Here is a 20928-nt window from a genome sequence, read left to right as displayed (position 1 = left end):
TGTCAATTTGCGCGATGCAGTACGACTTCGATCACGAATCGGCTGCCGACATAGGCCAGCATCAGCGCGATGAAGCCGGCCAGCGTCCAGCGCAATGCCACACGTCCGCGCCAGCCCCACAGCCATCGGCCCAGCAGCAGCCCGCCGAACAGGAACCACGAGATGAAGGCGAAGATCGTCTTGTGGTCGAAGGCGAAGGCGCGGCCGAACAAGCTCTCGGAAAACAGCACGCCGGTCACGAGCGTCAGCGTCAGCAGCACGAAGGCGATGCCGATCAGGCGGAACAGCAGGGCTTCCATCGTCAGCAGCGGCGGCAGGCTGCCGAGCGCGCGGCTGAAGCGCGCGTCATGCAACTGCTTGCTCGCCACCGACATCAACAGGGCGTGCAGCGCGGCCAGCGTGAACAGGCTGTAGGCCAGCATGGCGATGATGAAATGCGCGCGGAAGGCGGGCGAGGCTGCATTCGCCAGCACGTGCTCGCCCGGGAAGGCCAACGGCAGCAGGCTCGCGACGACGCCCGCCGGCATCGCGACCGCATGCAGCCCGTCGAGGCGGGTGTACAGCGCCTCCACCCAGTAGAAGCAGATTGCCAGCCACACCATCATCGACACCGCGACCCCGAAGCCAAAGCGCATCTGCTCGCCGGGAAACAGCGCGGCCTGCAGCGCGGCGCCATGTGCGACGATGGCGACGAGCAACGTGATGCGCTCGGCAGTCGATACGCAGGGCCGCGCCTGTGCGTTGTCGGTCGTGCGGCAGTTGTGCCAGAACTTCAGGCCGAGGGCTGCATAAAGCGAGGCAGGAATGAGATGAAGTAGAATCGTGCGCATGGTTGGTTGAATTTTACTCCAAGTCACTCGGCTCCAAGGTTTCCGCAAACATGCTCGACAATCTCACGCAACGCCTGTCCAAAGTCGTCAAGACCCTGCGCGGTCAGGCGCGCCTGACCGATGACAACATCCAGGAGGCGATGCGCGAGGTGCGCCTCGCGCTGCTCGAGGCCGACGTCGCGCTGCCGGTCGTCAAGGATTTCGTGGCGCGCGTGAAGGAAAAGGCGGTCGGCCAGGAAGTCATCGGCTCGCTCACTCCCGGCCAGGCGCTGGTGGGCGTCGTGCACGACGAGTTGAAGGCGCTGATGGGCGGCGCGCACGAGGGCCTGAACCTCGCCACCCAGCCGCCGGCGGTGGTGCTGATGGCCGGCCTGCAGGGCGCGGGCAAGACCACCACCACCGGCAAGCTCGCCAAGCTGCTGCACGAGCAGCAGAAGAAGAAGGTGCTGGTGGTGTCCACCGACGTGTATCGCCCGGCCGCCATCGAGCAGTTGAAGGCGGTCGCTGCCCAGGCGGGCGTCGGCTTCTTCCCCTCGACGCCGGACCAGAAGCCGGTCGACATCGCGCTCGCGGCGGTAGATCACGCGCGCAAGCATCACGTCGACGTGCTGCTGGTGGACACCGCCGGTCGCCTCGCGATCGACGAGGCGATGATGGCCGAGATCCAGGCGCTGCACGCTGCGGTGAAGCCGATCGAGACACTGTTCGTGGTCGATGCGATGCTCGGCCAGGACGCGGTGAACACCGCGCGCGCGTTCAACGATGCGCTGCCGCTCACCGGCGTCGTGCTCACCAAGCTCGACGGCGACGCGCGCGGCGGCGCGGCGCTGTCCGTGCGCCACGTCACCGGCAAGCCGCTCAAGTTCGCCGGCGTGGGCGAGAAGCTCTCCGGCCTCGAGCCCTTCCACCCCGACCGCATGGCGAGCCGCATCCTTGGCATGGGCGACATCCTGGGCCTGGTCGAGGAGGCGCGCCGTGGCGTGGATGAGGAGAAGGCGCGCGACTTCGCGCAGAAATTGAAGAGCGGCAAGGGATTCGACCTCAACGACTTCAAGGATCAGATCGGCCAGATGCGCAAGATGGGCGGGCTGTCGTCGATGATGGACAAGCTGCCGGCGCAGTTCGCGCAGGCGGCCGGCAAGCTGCAGGGCGGCGTGGAAGAGAAGGCCATCGGCCGCATCGAGGGCATCATCAATTCGATGACGCCGCTCGAGCGCGCCAAGCCCGAGATCCTCAAGGCCAGCCGCAAACGCCGCATCGCCGCAGGTGCCGGGGTGACGGTGCAGGAGGTCAATCGCCTGCTGAACCAGTTCGAGCAGACGCAGAAGGTGATGAAGCAATTCTCCAAGGGTGGAATGCAGAAGATGATGCGTGCGATGAAGGGCATGCTGCCGGGTGGCCTCCCCGGCATGCCGCGCTGAGGAGGCGAGGTTCCTTGAAGGAGATCCTGCTCGCATTCGGCCGTGCCTTCCGCAGCCTTTGGCGGCGCGACATCTTCTGGCACCTGGTATGGCCGGGGCTGGTTGCGGTTGCGCTGTGGGTCACCATTGGCGTGCTGCAGTGGGACACGATGATCGGCACCTTGCTCGCGTGGCTGCATGCAGTGCCGCTGATCGGCGATTGGCTGACGACGAGCGAGGCGGCGGCGGCCATCGTGCTCGTGCTGCTCAAGCTGGGGCTGGCGCTCGCCTTCGTTCCGCTGATCTACGTGACGGCCGCGTTGCTGGTGGCGGTGATCGCGCTGCCCCTGATGCTCGAGCGCGTGGGCCGCAAGGACTATGCCGACCTCGAGCAGCGGCGCGGCGGCTCGAACGTCGGCAGCGCGCTCAATGCCATCGCCTCGACGCTGTTGTTCATCCTCGCGCTGGTGCTGTCGCTGCCTTTCTGGCTGATTCCAGGTGTGGGACTCATCGTGTCGGTGCTGCTGACGGGCTGGCTGAACCAGCGCGCCTTCGGCTATGACGCCCTGATGCTCCACGCCGACGCCGACGAGCTGCGGCGCCTTCGCGCCGAGCAACGCCTGCCGATGCTCGCCCTCGGCGGCGCCTGCGCGCTGCTGGCCTACGTCCCCATCCTCAACCTGATCGCACCCGCCTATTCGGGTCTCGCCTTCGTGCATTTCATGCTCGAGGCCTTGCGGCGCGAGCGGACACGCAACGGCGTCACCATCGTCGACGCCCCCCCAAAGAACCTGCCTCGGACGAACGCATGAACTTCGGTGCATTGATCATCGGCGACGAGATCCTCTCCGGCCGCCGCAGCGACAAACATCTTGCGAAGGTCATCGAGTTGCTCGGCGCGCGCGGTCTCAAGCTGTCATGGGCGCGCTATGCGGGCGACGACGGCGACCGGCTGACCGAAACCCTGAAGCAGACCTTCGCCAGCGGCGACGTCGTGCTGTGCTTCGGTGGCATCGGCGCCACGCCGGACGATCGCACCCGGCAGTCGGCGGCAGCGGCACTGGGGCTGGATCTCGCGCTGCACTCCGAGGCCGAGGCCGAGATCCGGGCGCGCTTCGGCGACGAGGTCACGCCCGAGCGCCTGCAGATGGGCGTGTTTCCGGTAGGCAGCGAGATCATTCCCAACCCGTTCAACCGCATTCCGGGTTTCACCATCCGCCAGCACTATTTCGCGCCGGGTTTCCCGGTGATGGCGTGGCCGATGATGGAGTGGGTGCTGGATACGCACTACGCCCATCTCTTCCATGCCGAGGACTACGTCGAGGCCGCGGTCACCGTGTGGGATGCGTACGAGGGCCAGCTCATCTCGCTGATGCAGGAGGTCACGCTTGCCTTTCCACGCGCGACCCTCTTCAGCCTGCCCACGATTGCCGCGGAAGGGCAGCGGCGCTCGCTCGAGCTGGGCATGAAGGGGCCGGCGGCGGACGTCACCGACGCCATGGCGCGCATTCGTACCGCATTGTCGGAGCGCGGGCTGGAGTGGGAGGACAAGGCCTGAGCAGCGGCATGCGTGCCGTTCCGGCTGCATCCGAGGTGCCGCATGCGGTGGACATCGACGGCACCCGGGTCGCACTGACCTTGCGGCGTTCGACGCGGCGCTCGTTCGCGCTGCAGGTCGATCATCGCGGTGCGCGTGTCGCGGTGCCCTTTCGCGCCACGCTCGCGGACATCGACCGTTTCGTGCGTCATCACGGGTCCTGGCTGCTGGACAGGCTGCGGGCGCATGCTGCGGCTGCACCTGCGGTCTTCCGCGTGGAAGATGGTGCACGTCTGCCGCTGCTCGGGCGTGATCTGTGCGTGCGTCTGGGCAATGGGCGCCGCGTGCTGTGGCGCGACGGACAGGAAGACGCCGGAGAGATCCTGCTGCCGGCGTCGGGCGACCCGCGACGCGAGCTGATCCGGGCTCTCAAGGCGCGTGCGCTGACGTGGCACCGCAATCGTGTCGAGGAGTACTGCCTGCGGCTCGCCCTGCCAGTTCCCGCCGTGCGCCTGTCGAGCGCTCGCACGCGCTGGGGGAGTTGCAGCAGCGCAAGCGGAATCCGGCTGCACTGGCGTCTGATCCATCTTCCGCCCGCGCTGATCGACTATGTCGTCGCCCACGAAGTCGCCCACCTCGTCGAGATGAATCACTCGTCGCGCTTCTGGGCGGTGGTTGAGTGCATCTACCCCGACTGGCGCCGGGCGCGGCAGGCGTTGCGTGCGGCGTCGGCGCACCTGCCGGTGCTGGACGGGCAGGTCGCGGTCGACGTCGAAGAATGATCTTGCCCGCATCGACTTTGCGGCCGGTGATAGCATCGACCGCGCCGCGGCGATCGCGGCCTGACGGTGGGCGTGTTGCGGGCGCTACCCGGCGTCACGGCGCACCCCTGTCCACCCCCACAGGAGAGCAGAGATGAAGCGCATCGAGCAGCGAACTCTACGAAGTGTCGTCCTGGCGCTGTCCATGACGGCGACAGCAGTTTGGGCCGCACCGGACAAGGTCATCGAGATGCTGGTGGTCTCGGCGTCGGGCACGGGCGCGGCAGCGGGCAAGGTCGTCGCCACCGAAACCCGCTATGGCGTCGTGTTCACGCCCGAGCTCAAGGGCTTGCCGCCGGGTCTGCATGGTTTCCATGTGCACGAGAAGCCGAGCTGCGCCGCCCTCGAGAAGGACGGCAAGTCGGTTGCGGCGCTCGCGGCCGGCGGGCACTACGACCCGCAGGGGACGAAGAAGCATGACCTGCCGTGGGGCGAGGGCCACCTCGGCGATCTGCCACCGCTGTATGTCGATGCTGCGGGGAACGCGCTTCAACCTGTCCTCGCGCCCAGGCTCAAATTGTCCGATCTGGCTGGCCGCTCGTTGATGGTGCATGCAGGTGGCGACAATCACAGCGATCACCCCGAGCCGCTCGGTGGCGGTGGGGCGCGCATCGCATGTGGCGTCATCGACTGATCCGATCCAGCCGGCGGCGCCCATCGCGCACCCCGGCTGGAACTCAAGACTTCTTTCCGGAGATCCGGCTGCATGAAATATCTTCACACCATGGTGCGCGTGCGTGATCTCGACGCATCGCTCGACTTCTACCACACCCTGGGCCTGCGTGAGGTCCGCCGCACGGAGCACGAAAAGGGGCGCTTCACCCTCGTCTATCTGGCCGCCCCGGGCGACGAGGACGCGCAGGTCGAACTGACGTACAACTGGGATGCCGAAGACTACGGCAGTGCACGCAATTTCGGCCACATCGCCTACCAGGTCGATGACATCTACGCTACCTGTAAGCGCCTGCAGGATGCGGGTATCACGATCAACCGGCCGCCACGCGATGGCCACATGGCCTTCGTCCGTTCGCCTGACCTGATCTCGATCGAGTTGCTGCAGAAGGGCGCCCCGCTGCCGGTCCAGGAGCCGTGGGCCTCGATGCCCAACGTCGGCGTCTGGTAAGCAGCCGGTCGAAAGCTCGCCAGCGCAAGAAGAGTGAAACGCCGACCTGACGAGGTCGGCGTTTCGTGTGATGCGGTTGGTGGGCCCTGCGGGATTCGAACCCGCAACCAAAGGATTATGAGTCCTCTGCTCTAACCGTTGAGCTAAAGGCCCGCCGTGCCCGGCGGCGTTCGGCCGGCGGGCGGGACGGGACTTTACGCCTCGTTGTCGAGGAAGCTGCGCAGCTTCTCGGAACGGCTCGGGTGGCGCAGCTTGCGCAGGGCCTTGGCTTCGATCTGACGGATGCGTTCGCGAGTGACGTCGAACTGCTTGCCGACCTCTTCCAGCGTGTGGTCGGTATTCATTTCGATGCCGAAGCGCATGCGCAGCACCTTGGCTTCGCGCGGGGTGAGCGAGTCGAGCACTTCCGAGGTGGCGTCGCGCAGGCCCGAGTAGACAGCGGCGTCCGACGGGGCCAGCGTGGCGGTGTCCTCGATGAAGTCGCCCAGGTGCGAGTCGTCGTCGTCGCCGATCGGCGTCTCCATGGAGATCGGCTCCTTCGAGATCTTCATGATCTTGCGGATCTTCTCCTCGGGCATCTCCATCTTCTCCGCCAGCGTGGCGGGATCGGGTTCCTGGCCGGTTTCCTGCAGGATCTGCCGGCTGATGCGGTTCATCTTGTTGATCGTCTCGATCATGTGCACCGGAATGCGGATGGTGCGCGCCTGGTCGGCGATCGAGCGCGTGATCGCCTGGCGGATCCACCAGGTGGCGTAGGTCGAGAACTTGTAGCCGCGGCGGTATTCGAACTTATCGACCGCCTTCATCAGGCCGATGTTGCCTTCCTGGATCAGGTCGAGGAACTGCAGGCCGCGGTTGGTGTACTTCTTGGCGATGGAGATCACCAGGCGCAGGTTGGCCTCGGTCATCTCGCGCTTGGCGCGACGCATCTTCGCTTCACCGGTGGACATCTGGCGGTTGATGTCCTTGAGCTCCTTCAGCGGGATGCCGATCTTGTCCTGCATGTCGATGAGCTTCTGCTGCTCTTCGAGGATCGCAGGATGCGCGCGCATCAGCCCGTCGGCGTAATCCTTGCCCGCGGCGATTTCGTGCTTGAGCCAGTCGAGGTTGGTCTCCTGGCCCGGGAACACCTTGATGAAGTGCTGGCGCGGCATGCCGGCGCGATCCACGCACAGGTGCAGGATGTGGCGCTCGTGCCCGCGGACCCGCTCGACCATCTGGCGTACGGAGTCGCACAGCCGCTCGATCGCCTTGGCGGTGAAGCGGATGTTCAGCAGCTCGTCGGAGATCTGCTGCTGCAGCAGCAGATAGTTGGTGTCCTGCGAGCCCTTGCGCGCAAGCACCTGCATCTTCTTGTCGTACAGGCCGCGGATGATGTCGAAGCGCGCGAGCGCATCGGTCTTCAACTGCAGCAGGGAGGCGGCGTTGGCGCTTTCGGCGCTGGCACCGTCGTCGTCTTCTTCCTCTTCCTCTTCGCTTTCCGCTTCGGCTTCATCGGCCGTCGCGGCCTCATCTTCGGCCGCGGCGAGCTCGGCTTCGTCTGCAGCGGCGTTCGGGTCGATCAGGCCGTCGACGAGCTCGTCGATGCGCATCTCGTCCCTGGCCACCTTGTCGACGATCTCGAGCATCTCGGCGATCGTCGTCGGGCAGGCGGAGATGGCCTGCACCATGTGCTTGAGGCCGTCCTCGATGCGCTTGGCGATCTCGATCTCGCCCTCGCGGGTGAGCAGCTCGACGGTACCCATCTCGCGCATGTACATGCGCACCGGGTCCGTGGTGCGGCCGAACTCCGAGTCCACGGACGACAGCGCCTGCTCGGCCTCTTCCTCGGCGACGTCTTCGTCGACGGTGGTGGCGACGCTGTCGGACATCAGCAGGTCTTCGGCGGCCGGTGCCTCGTCGTAGACCTGGATGCCCATGTTGTTGAAGGTGGCGATGATGCCTTCGATCTGTTCGGCATCGGCCACATCGTCGGGCAGGTGATCGCTGATCTCGGCGTACGTGAGGTAGCCGCGCTCCTTGCCGAGCGTGATCAGGGTCTTCAACCGGGTGCGGCGCACCTCGGCGTCAAGCGGGGCAACTTCGGGGCTTTCGACGACCTGGGCGGTCTTGTCCTTGGCCTTGGAGACTCGTCCTTTCGGGCTGTCCTTGCGCGAATCCTTGGCTTTTTCGCGTGCCATGGCACTCCTCAAGTCAGGGCGGAGGTAAATAGGGAAACGTTAAACTATATCACAGAAATCAGAGCTTTGCTGCGCTGCGAAGGCTTAGCTTCTCGTGTAGGAGTTCCGCAAGGCGATGACGTTCCGTCGAATTCAGCCCGAGCTCGCGCTCCTGCTGCTGCAGCGCACTGATCTCCATGTTGATAGCGTCCGCTTGAAGCTTGCGCAGCGTGTCATGGAAGTGTGTTTCGATCACCGCGTCATCGAACTCTTCGTCGATCATCTCCCCCGCGACGCGCGACAGCGTGTCGCCATGCGGGGTATCTCGGAAGCGCTCGATGAGGGCGCCAAGGCCGCCGCCAGGGATGGGTTCGCCGAGGCTGAGCATGTCGATGATGGCGATCAGGGCGCGTCCTTCCGCGCTGTCTGCCGGTACCAGGTCGACCGGCAGGCGGGCGGCCCAGGCGGGGTGCTGCATCACCAGGCGCAACAGGGTGCCGATGGCTGAAGGTGGCTTGCGCCGGGCTGCGCTGCGTGCGACGAAGGCTGCGCGGCCAGGGGGGCGTCCGAATCCCGTCGCGGGCGGCATGTCCTTGCCGCCGGATCTTCTTGCGCTGCGGTTTGCGGAGTGCAGGCCATAGGCGTCCTCGACTTCCGCCTGCGTCAGTTCGCCCGCTTCGGCCACCGCCTTGACCAACTGCAGCCGCAGCAGCGGCGCCGCCACGCGCGTCACCAATGGCCGGGCCTCATGCACCAGCGCGGCGCGGCCTTCCGCCGTGCCCAGGTCGTTGCTTGCGGCCAGCTCCTGCAGCAGGAAGCGTGCGAGTGGCATTGCCGTCGCGGCGGCCTTGCGGAAGGCCTCGGCGCCTTCGGCGCGCACGAAGGAGTCGGGATCGTGCTCGGCGGGCAGAAACAGGAAGGCGAGCGTGGCGTCGTCGCGCAGGCTCTCGAGCGAATTTTCCAGTGCCCGCCACGCCGCCCGGCGCCCGGCGGCGTCGCCGTCGAAGCAGAACACGATGCGATCGGTCTGCTTCAACAAGGTGTTGACATGCTGCGGAGTGGTCGCGGTGCCGAGCGTCGCGACGGCGTTCTCGATGCCGTATTGCGCCAATGCCACCACGTCCATGTAGCCTTCGACCACCACCGCGAAGCCGGTGTCGCGGATGGCCTTCTGCGCCAGGAACAGGCCGTACAGCTCGCGCCCCTTCTCGAACAGCGGCGTTTCCGGGGAGTTCAGGTATTTCGGCTCGCCCTTGTCCAGGATGCGCCCGCCGAAGGCAATGATGCGCCCGCGCCGGTCGTGGATCGGGAACATGATGCGGTCGCGGAAGCGGTCGTAGCGGCGCCCCTGGTCGTTGTCGATCACGAGGCCGGCGTCGGCGAGCGTCTTGGCCTGGTAGTCGGGGAAGGCGCGCTGCAGGCCCTGCCACTCTTCGCGCGCATAGCCGAGCCCGAAGCGCGCGGCGATTTCGCCCGACAGGCCGCGGCGCTTGAGGTAATCGATCGCGTCGGGCGCGTGCTTGAGCTGCTCGCGGTAGAAGCGCGCGGCGGTCGTCATTGCCTCGTATAGGCGTTGGCTGTCGTCGGCAGGCAATGCCACGTGGCGGCCGTCATCGGGCACCTGCAGGCCGGCCTGTCCGGCGAGCTCCTTCACGGCCTCGACGAAACCGAGACCGCTGTATTCCATCAGGAAGCCGATGGCGCTGCCGTGCACGCCGCAGCCAAAGCAGTGGTAGAACTGCTTGGTCGGGCTGACCGAGAACGAGGCGGATTTTTCGCCGTGGAAAGGGCAGCAGGCGAAATAGTTCGCGCCACTCTTCTTGAGCGGCAGGTAGCGCTCGATGACGTCGACGATGTCGACGCGCGACAGCAGTTCCTGGACGAAGGACTGAGGGATCATCCGGCGCGGCCCCTCATGACAGTTGCCTGCACATGGGGCGAGGAAACAAAAACGACTCGCCGGGCGGAGGCCTCAAGGCTTCCGCCCGGCGAGCGGGCATCGGTGAGTTCGTCGAACTCTTCCGGCGCGGAGCGATCAGTACAGCTTCGGCGGCAGCGTCTGGCTGCGCAGGCGCTTGTGGTTGCGCTTCACTGCGGCGGCCAGCTTGCGCTTGCGCTCGGCGGTGGGCTTCTCGTAGAACTCGCGCGAACGCAGCTCGGTCAGCACACCGGTCTTCTCGATCGTGCGCTTGAAGCGGCGGATCGCAACTTCAAACGGCTCGTTCTCTTTTACGCGAATACCGGGCATTGCGTACTTCCTTGGGTGTCTGGTGGGCGGAAAGCGCAGAAATATAAACGACGAATCGCCTCTTTGCAAGTGCGCGCAAGTTCGAAACGGCCCGTGGCGTGGTTAAAATGCCGCATCGAATCAGGTGGATGGACGCGATGAAAGTGCTGGGTATCGAGACCTCATGCGACGAAACCGGCGTCGCGATCTACGAGACGGGCGAGGGCAGTGGCCGGCTGCTGGGCCATTGCCTGCACTCGCAGGTGGATCTGCACGCGGCGTACGGTGGCGTCGTGCCGGAGCTCGCCTCGCGTGACCACATCCGCCGCTTGCCGCTGCTGCTCGAGCAAGTGCTGCAGTCTACCGCGCTGCGCATCGAGGACATCGACGCCATCGCCTACACCGCTGGCCCCGGGCTGGCGGGTGCGTTGCTGGTCGGTGCCAGCGTGGCCGAGTCGCTCGCCCTGGCGCGCGGCGTGCCGGCTCTGCCGGTGCATCATCTCGAGGGGCATCTGCTGTCGCCCTTGCTGTCGGCCGATCCCCCTGCCTTTCCCTTCGTTGCGCTGCTGGTTTCCGGCGGACATACGCAGTTGATGCGGGTGCGCGGCGTGGGCGAGTACGCGCTGCTGGGCGAATCGGTCGACGACGCGGCTGGCGAGGCCTTCGACAAGACGGCCAAGCTGCTCGGGCTGGGCTATCCGGGTGGTCCGCAGCTCGCGCGCCTGGCGCAGGAGGGGGATGCGCGACGCTTCAAGCTGCCGCGACCGATGCTGCATTCGGGCGATCTCGACTTCAGCTTCAGCGGCCTGAAGACGGCGGTGCTGAACATCGTCTCGGGCGCGGACTGGCGGCCGGCGCAGGCGGCCGATCTCGCAGCGGCCTTCCAGGAGGCGGTGGTCGACGTCTTGTGCGCGAAGGCGCTCGGCGCGCTGAAGAAGACAGGATTGAAGACGTTGGTCGTTGCCGGTGGTGTCGGTGCGAACCGTCGCTTGCGCGACGTGCTGGATGCTGCCGTCGGCAAGCGTGGCGGGCGGGTGCATTACCCCGAACCGGAGTTGTGCACCGACAATGGCGCGATGATCGCATTCGCCGGTGCCATGCGCCTGGCCGCCGGCGAGACGCGCCATGCGTCGCCGGCCGTGCGCATCCGGCCGCGCTGGCCGCTGACCGAGCTGACTGCTCCCGGCGCCACGCGGGATCAATGATGCAGCGACGAAGTGCCTGAGGGCCGGCGCGGCCGGCACAAGCGCCGCCCGGCCCGCGGGATCGCCTCGCGTCAGCCTTTCTTCTTGCCGCCGATGCGGCCTTCGGTACCGGCGATCAGGCGCTTGATGTTGGCCGCGTGGCGCCAGATCAGCACCGCCGACATGCCGGCGAGCACGCCGACGACCGGGCCGAGGCCGAGAAACACGGCGGCAGCCAGCGGTGCGACGATCGCCGCGGCCAGGGCTCCGGCGGACGAATAACGCGAGCCGAAGGCAACCAGCAGCCAGACCGCCAGGCTGGTGAGGGCGATGCGCCAGTCGACGCCGGCAAGCACGCCCAGCGCGGTGGCGACACCTTTGCCACCGTTGAAACGCAGGAAGATCGTGAATACGTGTCCGAGGAATGCGGCAATGCCGGCGAGTGCCGCGCCGAGCGCGTCAAAGCCCAGGCGCGTGGCGGCCCAGACGGCCAGCCAGCCTTTCAGGCAATCGCCGATCAGCGTCAGCGCCGCCGCAGCCTTGTTGCCGCTGCGCAGTACGTTTGTCGCCCCGGGATTGCCCGAGCCGTAGCGCCGCGGATCTTCGAGGCCGAAGAGACGGCTGCTGACGATCGCGAATGGAATCGAGCCGAGCAGATACGCGGCAACGAGCAGAATCAGGAGGGACATCTTTTCTCCAGCCGCCGAATGGCGGAACAGTGGCAGACGGAGGTCGGGCCGGCACGATTGCGGAATGCGAGAACATCCGCGCTAAGATGGCGCCGATTCTAATCGGGAACCAGCATGGATTTCATCTTCATCGAGGAATTGCGGGTGCAGGCGTGGATCGGCATCTACGCGCGGGAAAAGGCCGCACCGCAGACCGTCGAGCTCAATCTGACCTTTGGCGTGCCCGATGCGGCCGCTGCGCGCGATGACATCTCCGACACCATCGACTATGCAGTCGTAATCGAGCGCATTCGCACCGAGCTGGTGCAGCGGCATTTCAATCTGATCGAGACGCTGGGTGAGTTCGTCGTCGAGCTGTTGTTGAACGATTTTCGTGCGCCGTGGGTGAAGCTGAGGCTGGCCAAGATCGGCGTGATGAAAGGCGTGCGCCGCGTCGGGGTATTCATCGAGCGCGGGCGTGATGGAGAACATCCGCCCGCTGGCGCAATGGCTGTCATGCCGAGTGAATGAAAACCGAATTTCAGCGCTTCTGAAAAAAACCGCGATTCCCGTCCGGTGCGGGCACTACGGTGCATGGCGAGGTCGGGTTTGAATTGCGGCGTCGGGTGCCGATCGCCTCGGCGGGGCGCAAGGAGGGTGTTCGCCTCATCAGCGATCACTCCATGCGAATGCGACTTCCGGCTGTGATCGCGCCGATACGATCCGGCGCGCGGATCAGACGGCGAGTTCGTCCAGCGATTTGCCTTGCGCGACCCAATCCATTGCCCATTGCGGTTTGCGTCCGCGGCCGCTCCAGCCTTTCGACGGATCTTCCGGGTGACGATACTTGATCACCGGTGCGGGCTTCTTTTCGGCCGTGCCAGCGGCGCGGCGAACGCGCTTCGGCGCCTCGGCCTTGGCTTCAGCAGCCGGCGCAGCTTCGAGCAGGTCGTCGAGCGACAGCCCTTCGTCGGCCGCCATCTTCTGCATCTTCTTCAGCAGAGCGCGCCGGGTAGTATCGGTGCGGCGACGGAGTTCGCTTTCGACGCGACCTTGCAGGCGGCGCAGGTCGCTCAGCGACAGAGATGAAAGGTCCATGTTCTCTCCCAATTCTTGCCCGGAATCTCGATCCGGGCTGGACATTGGCCCCATTGCAAGGCAGCGGGGCAGGCGAAAAATCAACGACGCAATTCTGCCATTAATTCTAGCCGTTTAAAATCATTGTCAAGAAATTGGGAGAAAGAATTAAACGGCGACATCGACGAGGGTGGGTTGCAGAATGCGCAGGATATCGTGTGGATGAATTCCGACCAGAAACCCGCGGCGTCCGCCGTTGATGTAGATGAGCGGGATTTCGAGGATCGTGCGCTCCATGAACACCTGCATTTTCTTGCGTGTGCCGAAAGGTGAGGTGCCGCCGACGAGAAAGCCGGTATGCCGGTTGGCGATTTCCGGTCGGCAGGGTTCGATCCGCTTGCGTCCGGACTGGCGCGCCAGTTCCTTGGTGGACACCTTCTTGTCGCCGTGCATCAGCACGATCAGCGGTGCAGCATCCTCGTCTTCCATGATCAGCGTCTTGATCACCGCGTGTTCGCTGACGTTGAGCTCGCGAGCCGAAACGGCCGTGCCGCCGTGCTCCTCGTAAGCATAGGGATGGCTGGAATAAGCGACGCCGTGCTGGCGAAGAAATCGCGTTGCCGGTGTTTCGGGCACGTGCAGTTCGGTTCTGGACATGATCACGAATCCGTGAATCGTAAAAGGATGGATCGGGCTCGGTATTCAGGCGCGTGGATGATGGGCCGAATGAAGTTGCTTGAGCCTTTCTCTGGCGACATGCGTGTATACCTGGGTCGTCGAAATGTCGGCATGGCCAAGGAGCAATTGCACTACGCGCAGGTCGGCACCATGATTGAGCAGATGGGTGGCAAATGCATGGCGCAGGGTGTGGGGCGAAACCCGCTCCGGCGCGATTCCGGCGGCAAGGGCATGCTGTTTGATGATGCGCCAGAACATCTGGCGTGTCATCGGTGCGCCGAATCGCGTCACGAACACCGCGTCGCTGCTTCGGCCCGCGAGCAGCAGCGGCCGCCCCTCGCGTACGTAGCGCGTGATCCATTCGGCAGCAATCTGCCCCAAAGGCACGAGCCGTTCCTTGCTGCCCTTGCCCATCACGCGAACCAGGCCGTCGTTGAGGCTGACTTCGAACAGGCGTAGTTCGACGAGCTCCGATACACGCAGGCCCGCAGCATAAAGGACTTCGAGCATGCAGCGGTCGCGCAGACCGAGCGGAGTGCCCAAATCGGGCGCTGCGAGCAGTGCCTCCACCTGTGCCTCGCTCAGCGTGCGGGGGAAGCGCTGTGTCGGCATGGGCGGTTCAAGCAGCAGCGTCGGGTCTTCGCCGATCAGGCCGTGGCTTGCGAGATGCCTGTAATAGCGACGCCAGGCCGCCAGCAAGCGGCGCTGGCTCGCCGGTTTCGCCCGCTGGCTGAAGTCGGCGAGATACGCTGCAAGGTCGGCGGCGTCCGCATGCGGCAGCGCGGTGCCGCGTGGTGCGAGCCAGGCTGCGAACAGCGCGAGGTCGCTGCGATAGCCGGCGAGCGTGTTGCGCGCCAGTCCATGTTCCAGCCACAGGGTGTCGATGAAAGTGTCGAGTTCGGTGCGTGCCTCGGGCGACAGCGTCGCCTCCACCGAGGATGCCGCCCGGCTGCTCATCGGCGGCCCTCATGGGCCAGCAGCCAGCGCTTGGCCTCGATCAGCCAGCCGCCACGGGCGTTGGCGAAGCCGCCGATGCCCGCTGCCGCAGTGACGCGATGGCAGGGCACCAGCAGCGGAAAGGGATTGGCGCCGCAGGCCTGGCCCACGGCGCGTGCGGCGCTGCCCAGCTCTTGCGCCAGCGCGCCATAGGTGCGCGTTTCTCCTGCCGGGATGCTGCAGATGGCATGCCAAACACGTTGCTGGAACGGCGTCCCGCGGCGCGAGAAGGGCAGCTCCTCCACGCTGGCGGGGTCTTCCAGCCACGCCTGGATGGCGGCTGCGGTGCGGTGCGCCAGCTCGCTCCGAGGGGGCCTCAATGACGTGCCCGGAGGCAGGAAGCAGAGCTCCTCGATCCGTTCATCCGCAAGGCAGATGCCGAAGGGGCCGAACGGCAGCGCGAGGACGGCGTCGCATTCGCGGGTCACGCGCTTACTTGCGGACCTCGCCATTCCCGAACACGATCCATTTCTGGCTGGTCAGGCCTTCAAGTCCGACCGGGCCGCGGGCGTGGATCTTGTCGGTCGAGATGCCGATCTCGGCCCCAAGACCGTATTCGAAGCCGTCGGCGAAGCGCGTCGAGGCGTTGATCATCACCGACGCCGAATCGACTTCGCGCAGGAAGCGCATCGCCGTCGTGTAGTTCTCGGTGACGATGGCCTCGGTGTGGCCCGAGCTGTAGGTGTTGATGTGCGCGATTGCCTCCTCGGCGCCGTCCACCAGCTTTACCGCGATGATGGGTGCGAGGTATTCCTCGCGCCAGTCGGCCTCGGTCGCGGCGACGAGCTTGGCGCCGTCGATGGCGGTCTCGCGCAACAGCGCCAGCGATTCGTCGCAGCAGCGCATCTCCACGCCCCTGGCGGCGAGCATGCGTGCGATCGCAGGCAGGTAGAGATCGGCGATGCCGCGTGCCACCAGCAGCGATTCGGCGGTATTGCAGGTGCCGTAGCGCTGCGTCTTGGCGTTTTCGACGATGGGCACGATCTTGGCTGGATCGGCCTCGTCGTCGATGTAGACGTGGCAGTTGCCGTCGAGGTGCTTGATCACCGGCACGCGCGCATCCCTCGAGATTCGCTCGATCAGGCCCTTGCCACCGCGTGGCACGATGACGTCGACGAATTCCGGCATGGAGATCAGCGCGCCCACCGCCTCGCGGTCGGTGGTCTCCACCACCTGCACCGCATGCTCGGGCAGTTCGGCGGCCAGCAGGCCGGCGCGCACGCAGGCGGCGATCGCGCGGTTGGCGTTGATCGCTTCCTTGCCGCCGCGCAGGATCGCGGCGTTGCCGGATTTCAGGCACAGCGCCGCGGCATCCGCGGTGACGTTGGGCCGCGCCTCGTAGATGATGCCGATCACGCCCAGCGGCACCCGCATCTTGCCCACCTGGATGCCGGACGGCCGGCGCTTGACGTCGGTGATCTCGCCTATCGGATCGGGGAGGGCGGCGACCTGCTCCAGGCCGGCGGCCATCGCCTCGATGCCTTTTTCGTTCAGCGTGAGGCGGTCGATGAGGGCCGCCTCGAGACCGGCGGCGCGCGCCGAATCGAGATCCTGCGCATTGGCCGCGAGCAGCGCGTCGCGTCGGGCGCGGATCTCCGCGGCCATGGCAAGCAGCGCGTTGTTCTTGGCTTCGGTCGAGGCCGCGGCGACGACGCGCGAGGCGGCGCGGGCCTGGCGGCCCAGGGTCTGCATGTAGTGCTGGATGTCCATGTGCGGGTCGGTAAGACGTTGTCTGATGCTGAATTAAAGCACCGAAAAGGCGGTGTCGTCTTCAGCGGCGGGCCAGCCGGAGGCTGAGCTGCAGGAATTCGTCCCACACGTCGCCCGGGACCAGACCCTTGATCATGCGGTCGATCCGGGCTGCGTGCAGCAGGGTGGCGCGCAGGGCCGGCGAACCCAGGCGCGCGAGGGCGCGGGTGACGGCCTGCTTGCGGCGCTCGTCGAACACCCGCTCGGCCTTGAGCAGGGCCGGCAGCGGCTGGCCTTCGTCCTGGCCGGCGCGCAGGGTCGCCAGGCTGCGCGCCTCGTTCGCCAGCGCCCACAGCACCAGGGGTGGGGCGGCACCTTCGGCGCGCAGGCCCTCGAGGAGACGGGCGCAGCGCGCCGGATCACCCTCCAGCACCGCCTGGCGCAGCATGTCGATGTCGTAGCGTGCGACGTTGAGCACCGCGTCCTGAACCTGCTCCAGGCTCAGTGCGCCCTTGGGGTGCAGCAGCCCGAGCTTGAGGATCTCCTGGTGTGCGGCGAGGAGGTTGCCTTCGACGTGGTCGGCGATGAAGGCGAGCGCCTCGGGCGGCGCGCTCTGTTCCTGCACGGCGAGGCGGCGCGCGATCCAGTCTGGCAGCCGCTCGCGCTCGGGTGCATTGAACTCGAGCGCGGCGCCCGCGTCGGTGAGCGCCTTGAACCAGCCCGTCTTGCGTGCCTGCCAGTCGAGCTCGGGCAGGGTCACCAGGGTCAGGGTCTGTTCCGGCAATGCGGCGGCGTAGCGCTGCAGCGCCTCGCCGCCGTCACGGCCCGGCTTGCCGGTGGGAATGCGCAGGTCGATCAGTTTTTCGCCGCCAAACAGGGAAAGGTTGCCCGCTGCCAGCGCCAGGCTGTCCCACTTGAAGCCCTGGCCGACGACCAGCGTCTCGCGCTCGTCGTAGCCCTGCCTGCGCGCGGCCGCGCGGATGGCATCGGCGGCCTCCAGCACCAGCAGCGGCTCGTTGCCGTGCACGATCCATAACGGACCGAGTGGCTTTGCGAGCGCAGCGGAGAGCTGGTCGGGGCGCAGGATCATCGCAGGGCAGCGGTGGGTGGAACGCCGCTCAGCGCTTGAGCCTGACCGTCGCGAGTCGCCGCATCAACTGCTGGATGAGATCCTCCTGCATGTCGCGGTAGAGCAGCGCCTCTTCCTGTTCCTTGCCGAGGATCTGCGAGTCGTCGAAGGTGTATTCGCGCCTTGCGACGAGTTCGGTCGGGGCAACGATGGCGACTCCGGCCTTGTCCAGCAACTGGAAACGCAGGCGCTGGATGAGCTGGTATTCACGCACCGTACCGCGGCCGGTCAGACTGAGGATCTCGCGCGAGCGCGAATCGACGAGGATCTGCAGGCGGACCTCGGCCTGCGCGGGGTCCTCGACCACCCTGGTGGTCTCGGTGGTCGCGAACTGGCGCCTCAGCGCAGCGCCGAAATCGGACAACGCACTCACGCCGATATGAATGGTGGTGAAGTCCATGCGCTGCGGACCGCGCAGGTGAAAGCCGCAGCCGCCGAGGGCCAGGCCGAAGAGCCCCGCGCCGGCAAGCAGCAGGCGGCGGCGGGGCAGGGCGGGAGCTTCGAGCATGGGCGCCTCCTCAGACGACGATGTTGACGAGGCGGCCAGCCACCACCACCACCTTCTTCGGCGGCTTGCCTTCCATGAACTTTTGCGCGGCTTCCGAGGCAAGGGCAAGCGCCTCGATCTGGCTCTTCGAGGCGTCGGCCGCCACCTTGATGTTGCCGCGCAGCTTGCCATTCACCTGCAGCACCAGCTCGAGTTCGTCCTGCTTCAGCGCGGCCTCGAGCGGCTCCGCCCAGCGGGTGGAGAGAATGTCGGTGCCGAAGCCGCAGTCGACCCACAGCGCATGGCAGATGTGCGGCGTGATCGGCGACAGCAGGCGCAGCAGGATGGAGAAGCCTTCCTCCGCCACTTCGGCGTGGGCGGCGGGCGCGCTCGCTGCGAGGTCCTTCTGTGCCTTTTCGAGCGCGTTGAGGATCTTCATCGCTGCCGACACGACGGTGTTGAACTGGTGCTTGCCGAAGTCGTAGTTGGCCTGTTTGAGGTGCGTGTGGATCTCCCGGCGCGCGTCGGCGAGGGCGGAGGGAATGTCGCCTGAGGCGAGCTTGCGCTCGGCTGGCAGGGCGGGCCGCGTCTCGGTGACGAAGGCATGGCCGTAGTTCCACACCCGGCGCAGGAAGCGCGACGCGCCTTCGACGCCGGAATCGGACCACTCGAGCTGCTGGTCGGGCGGCGCGGCGAAGATGATGAACAGGCGCGCGGTGTCGGCGCCATACTGGTCCACCAGCGACTGCGGATCGACGCCGTTGTTCTTCGACTTGGACATCTTCTCGGTGCCGCCGATGACCACCGCCTGCCCGTCGGCCGCAAGCTTCGCGGAGACGATGCGGCCGCGCTCGTCACGTTCGATGGCGACGTCCGCCGGGTTGATCCACTGCTTCTTGCCGCCGTCGAGCTCACGGTAATAGGTCTCGGCCACCACCATGCCCTGGGTGAGCAGGTTGGTGAAGGGCTCGGACACGTTCACCAACCCGCAGTCGCGCATCGCGCGGGTGAAGAAGCGCGAGTACAGCAGGTGCAGGATGGCGTGCTCGATGCCGCCGATGTACTGGTCCACCGGCGCCCAGTAGTTGACGCGCTCATCCACCATTGCCGTGCTGCTGTCGGCGCAGGCATAGCGCAGGAAGTACCACGAGGACTCGACGAAGGTGTCCATCGTGTCGGTTTCGCGCTTCGCCGGTTTTCCGCACTTGGGACAACTGCACTCGTAGAACTCGGGCATCTTGGCCAGCGGCGAGCCGCGGCCGGTGATCTCGACGTTCTCGGGCAGCACCACCGGCAACTGGTCGTCGGGTACCGGAACGTCGCCGCAGTCGGCGCAGTGGATCATCGGGATCGGGCAGCCCCAGTAGCGCTGGCGCGAGATGCCCCAATCGCGCAGGCGGAACTGCACGCGCTTGGCGCCCAGGCCCTTGGCGTCGAGGTCGGCGGCGATGGCGTCCACCGCGTCCTGGAAGTGCAGTCCGTCGTACTTGCCCGAGTTCACCAGTCGGCCGTGCTCGGCGTAAGCGTCGTTCCACGGCGCCACGGTGTCTTCGTAGGCATCGCGCGTGGAGCGCACCACCATCGCGATCGGCAGGCTGTATTTGGTGGCGAAGGCGAAGTCGCGCTCGTCGTGCGCCGGCACCGCCATCACCGCGCCTTCACCGTAGCCCATCAGCACGTAGTTGGCGACCCATACGTCAAGGTATTCGCCGGTCAGCGGATGCACCACGCGCAGGCCGGTGGGCATGCCCTTCTTTTCCATCGTTGCGAGGTCGGCCTCGGCGACGCCGCCGTGCTTGCACTCGTCGATGAAGGCGGCGAGTTCAGCGTTACCGGCGGCGGCCTGCGTGGCGAGCGGATGCTCGGCAGCCACTGCGACGTAGGTGGCGCCCATCAGCGTGTCGGCGCGGGTGGTGAACACCTTGAGCACGCCGGCGTGGCCGATCGTCGACAGATCGTAGGGGAAATGCACTTCCACCCCTTCCGAGCGGCCGATCCAGTTCTTCTGCATCAGCTTCACCTGCTCGGGCCAGCCGGGCAGGTCGTCCAGCGCAGCCAGCAGCTCGTCGGCATAGGCGGTGATCTTCATGTAATACATGGGGATCTCGCGCTTCTCGACGAGCGCGCCGGAGCGCCAGCCGCGGCCGTCGATGACCTGCTCGTTGGCGAGGACCGTCTCGTCGACCGGGTCCCAGTTCACCGTGCCGAGGCGCTTGTAGATCAGGCCCTTCTCGTACAGGCGGGTAAACAGCCACTGCTCCCAGCGGTAGTACTCCGGCGTGCAGGTGGCCAGCTCGCGCGACCAGTCGATGGCGAAACCCAGCCGCTTCAACTGCGCCTTCATGTAGTCGATGTTGGCGTAAGTCCACTTCGCCGGCGGCACATTGTTCTGGATTGCCGCGTTCTCGGCCGGCATGCCGAAGGCGTCCCAGCCCATCGGCTGCAGCACGTTGTAGCCGCGCATGCGGTGATAGCGCGCCAGCACATCACCGATGGTGTAGTTGCGCACGTGCCCCATGTGCAGCTTGCCCGACGGATAGGGGAACATCGACAGGCAGTAGTACTTGGGCTGGCTCGCGTCTTCGGTCACTCGGAAGGCGTCGGTGGAGTCCCAGTGCTGCTGGGCGGCCGTCTCGACGGCGGCGGGCTGGTATTTGTCCTGCATGAGCGTGCGCGTGGGGGCGGAAAGCGTTGAAAACGCGAGAGTATACCGCGAAGCCGCGATCGACCGCGAAGCGGCGACGCCATGCAGGCGAGGCGGCCTGGCGTCGGCCGCTGCTGTGCGGACAAAAAAATGGTTCTTCGCGCGATCCGGGGGAGGTAGTGGTTGACGGGTCGGAGGTTGGTAGATTGGCAGTCGCCAAACAAACCGATCCCCTTCCTCTTTCCCGTCATGCGCGATGCTATGTTGGGCGTGGTCCTC

21 protein-coding genes and 1 tRNA gene are annotated in these 20928 nt (G+C 66.2%); 8 read left to right on the top strand and 14 right to left on the bottom strand.

All coding sequences use genetic code 11. The annotated features are described in order from the left end of the window. Window positions 1–2: 2 nt before the first annotated feature. Entirely contained in the window at window positions 3–830 is an 828-nt protein-coding gene (locus tag GH664_RS16945; RefSeq protein ID WP_153169249.1) for an inner membrane protein YpjD, read from the bottom strand. A 50-nt stretch (window positions 831–880) separates the two neighbouring features. On the opposite strand from GH664_RS16945, the gene ffh reads away from it, so the two are divergent. The 6 genes from ffh to GH664_RS16915 all read left to right on the top strand — a co-directional run bounded on the left by ffh (window position 881) and on the right by GH664_RS16915 (window position 5711). Then, the gene (gene ffh / locus GH664_RS16940) at window positions 881–2251 is read left to right on the top strand and encodes a signal recognition particle protein (protein ID WP_153169248.1); all 1371 of its coding nucleotides are present in this window, start codon (window positions 881–883) and stop codon (window positions 2249–2251) included. Between the two features lie 14 nt (window positions 2252–2265). Next, window positions 2266–3042: an EI24 domain-containing protein gene (locus tag GH664_RS16935; RefSeq protein ID WP_153169247.1), complete on the top strand. Its 777-nt coding sequence runs from the start codon at window positions 2266–2268 to the stop codon at window positions 3040–3042. Next, window positions 3039–3788 (top strand): molybdopterin-binding protein, encoded by a 750-nt coding sequence (locus GH664_RS16930; protein ID WP_153169246.1) that lies wholly within the window; start codon window positions 3039–3041, stop codon window positions 3786–3788. The genes GH664_RS16935 and GH664_RS16930 overlap by 4 nt, the downstream gene beginning before the upstream one ends. A gap of 8 nt (window positions 3789–3796) precedes the next feature. Continuing rightward, window positions 3797–4549 (top strand): M48 family metallopeptidase, encoded by a 753-nt coding sequence (locus GH664_RS16925; RefSeq protein ID WP_153169245.1) that lies wholly within the window; start codon window positions 3797–3799, stop codon window positions 4547–4549. 133 nt (window positions 4550–4682) lie between these two features. Continuing rightward, window positions 4683–5222: a superoxide dismutase family protein gene (gene sodC, locus GH664_RS16920; protein ID WP_194270431.1), complete on the top strand. Its 540-nt coding sequence runs from the start codon at window positions 4683–4685 to the stop codon at window positions 5220–5222. A 72-nt stretch (window positions 5223–5294) separates the two neighbouring features. Then, window positions 5295–5711, top strand: a complete 417-nt coding sequence (locus tag GH664_RS16915) for a VOC family protein (protein ID WP_153169244.1) — start codon at window positions 5295–5297, stop codon at window positions 5709–5711. 77 nt (window positions 5712–5788) lie between these two features. On the opposite strand, the gene GH664_RS16910 is transcribed toward GH664_RS16915, so the two are convergent. The 4 genes from GH664_RS16910 to rpsU all read right to left on the bottom strand — a co-directional run bounded on the left by GH664_RS16910 (window position 5789) and on the right by rpsU (window position 10118). Continuing rightward, a tRNA-Ile gene (locus GH664_RS16910) sits at window positions 5789–5864 on the bottom strand. Window positions 5865–5905: 41 nt separating this feature from the next. After that, window positions 5906–7891, bottom strand: a complete 1986-nt coding sequence (gene rpoD / locus GH664_RS16905; RefSeq protein ID WP_153169243.1) for an RNA polymerase sigma factor RpoD — start codon at window positions 7889–7891, stop codon at window positions 5906–5908. 58 nt (window positions 7892–7949) lie between these two features. Further along, window positions 7950–9770 (bottom strand): DNA primase, encoded by a 1821-nt coding sequence (dnaG, locus tag GH664_RS16900; protein ID WP_153169242.1) that lies wholly within the window; start codon window positions 9768–9770, stop codon window positions 7950–7952. Window positions 9771–9905: 135 nt separating this feature from the next. After that, window positions 9906–10118, bottom strand: coding sequence for a 30S ribosomal protein S21 (rpsU, locus tag GH664_RS16895; RefSeq protein WP_002924646.1), 213 nt, complete (start codon window positions 10116–10118; stop codon window positions 9906–9908). A 137-nt stretch (window positions 10119–10255) separates the two neighbouring features. Here rpsU and tsaD point away from each other — a divergent pair, with 137 nt between their 5' ends. Continuing rightward, window positions 10256–11302, top strand: coding sequence for a tRNA (adenosine(37)-N6)-threonylcarbamoyltransferase complex transferase subunit TsaD (tsaD, locus tag GH664_RS16890; RefSeq protein WP_153169303.1), 1047 nt, complete (start codon window positions 10256–10258; stop codon window positions 11300–11302). Between the two features lie 71 nt (window positions 11303–11373). On the opposite strand, the gene plsY is transcribed toward tsaD, so the two are convergent. Then, the gene (plsY, locus tag GH664_RS16885) at window positions 11374–11970 is read right to left on the bottom strand and encodes a glycerol-3-phosphate 1-O-acyltransferase PlsY (RefSeq protein ID WP_153169241.1); all 597 of its coding nucleotides are present in this window, start codon (window positions 11968–11970) and stop codon (window positions 11374–11376) included. 114 nt (window positions 11971–12084) lie between these two features. On the opposite strand from plsY, the gene GH664_RS16880 reads away from it, so the two are divergent. Next, window positions 12085–12480, top strand: a complete 396-nt coding sequence (locus GH664_RS16880; protein ID WP_153169240.1) for a dihydroneopterin aldolase — start codon at window positions 12085–12087, stop codon at window positions 12478–12480. A gap of 204 nt (window positions 12481–12684) precedes the next feature. Here GH664_RS16880 and GH664_RS16875 read toward each other — a convergent pair whose 3' ends face one another. From GH664_RS16875 to leuS, 8 genes are all read right to left on the bottom strand, one after another. After that, complete coding sequence (locus GH664_RS16875) at window positions 12685–13092, bottom strand: H-NS histone family protein (protein WP_308445466.1); 408 nt, start codon at window positions 13090–13092, stop codon at window positions 12685–12687. 102 nt (window positions 13093–13194) lie between these two features. Then, the gene (gene ybaK / locus GH664_RS16870; RefSeq protein WP_153169239.1) at window positions 13195–13683 is read right to left on the bottom strand and encodes a Cys-tRNA(Pro) deacylase; all 489 of its coding nucleotides are present in this window, start codon (window positions 13681–13683) and stop codon (window positions 13195–13197) included. A 45-nt stretch (window positions 13684–13728) separates the two neighbouring features. Then, a complete protein-coding gene (xerD, locus tag GH664_RS16865) occupies window positions 13729–14661 on the bottom strand; it encodes a site-specific tyrosine recombinase XerD (RefSeq protein ID WP_153169238.1) in 933 nt (310 codons plus the stop codon). Then, window positions 14658–15152: a methylated-DNA--[protein]-cysteine S-methyltransferase gene (locus tag GH664_RS16860; protein WP_153169237.1), complete on the bottom strand. Its 495-nt coding sequence runs from the start codon at window positions 15150–15152 to the stop codon at window positions 14658–14660. The genes xerD and GH664_RS16860 overlap by 4 nt, the downstream gene beginning before the upstream one ends. After that, window positions 15133–16410, bottom strand: a complete 1278-nt coding sequence (locus GH664_RS16855) for a glutamate-5-semialdehyde dehydrogenase (protein WP_153169236.1) — start codon at window positions 16408–16410, stop codon at window positions 15133–15135. Before GH664_RS16855 ends, GH664_RS16860 begins: the two co-directional genes overlap by 20 nt. 61 nt (window positions 16411–16471) lie before the next feature. Beyond that, a complete protein-coding gene (holA, locus tag GH664_RS16850; protein ID WP_153169235.1) occupies window positions 16472–17479 on the bottom strand; it encodes a DNA polymerase III subunit delta in 1008 nt (335 codons plus the stop codon). Between the two features lie 28 nt (window positions 17480–17507). Then, complete coding sequence (gene lptE / locus GH664_RS16845; RefSeq protein WP_153169234.1) at window positions 17508–18026, bottom strand: LPS assembly lipoprotein LptE; 519 nt, start codon at window positions 18024–18026, stop codon at window positions 17508–17510. 10 nt (window positions 18027–18036) lie between these two features. Beyond that, window positions 18037–20670, bottom strand: coding sequence for a leucine--tRNA ligase (gene leuS, locus GH664_RS16840; RefSeq protein WP_153169233.1), 2634 nt, complete (start codon window positions 20668–20670; stop codon window positions 18037–18039). Between the last annotated feature and the right edge of the window lie 258 nt (window positions 20671–20928).

Origin of the sequence: Thauera sp. 2A1 (assembly GCF_009469595.2) — a bacterium.
Classification (GTDB): Bacteria; Pseudomonadota; Gammaproteobacteria; order Burkholderiales; family Rhodocyclaceae; genus Thauera.
Note: the sequence above shows the minus strand (reverse complement) of the source record. Positions and strands in the feature narration are given on the sequence as shown.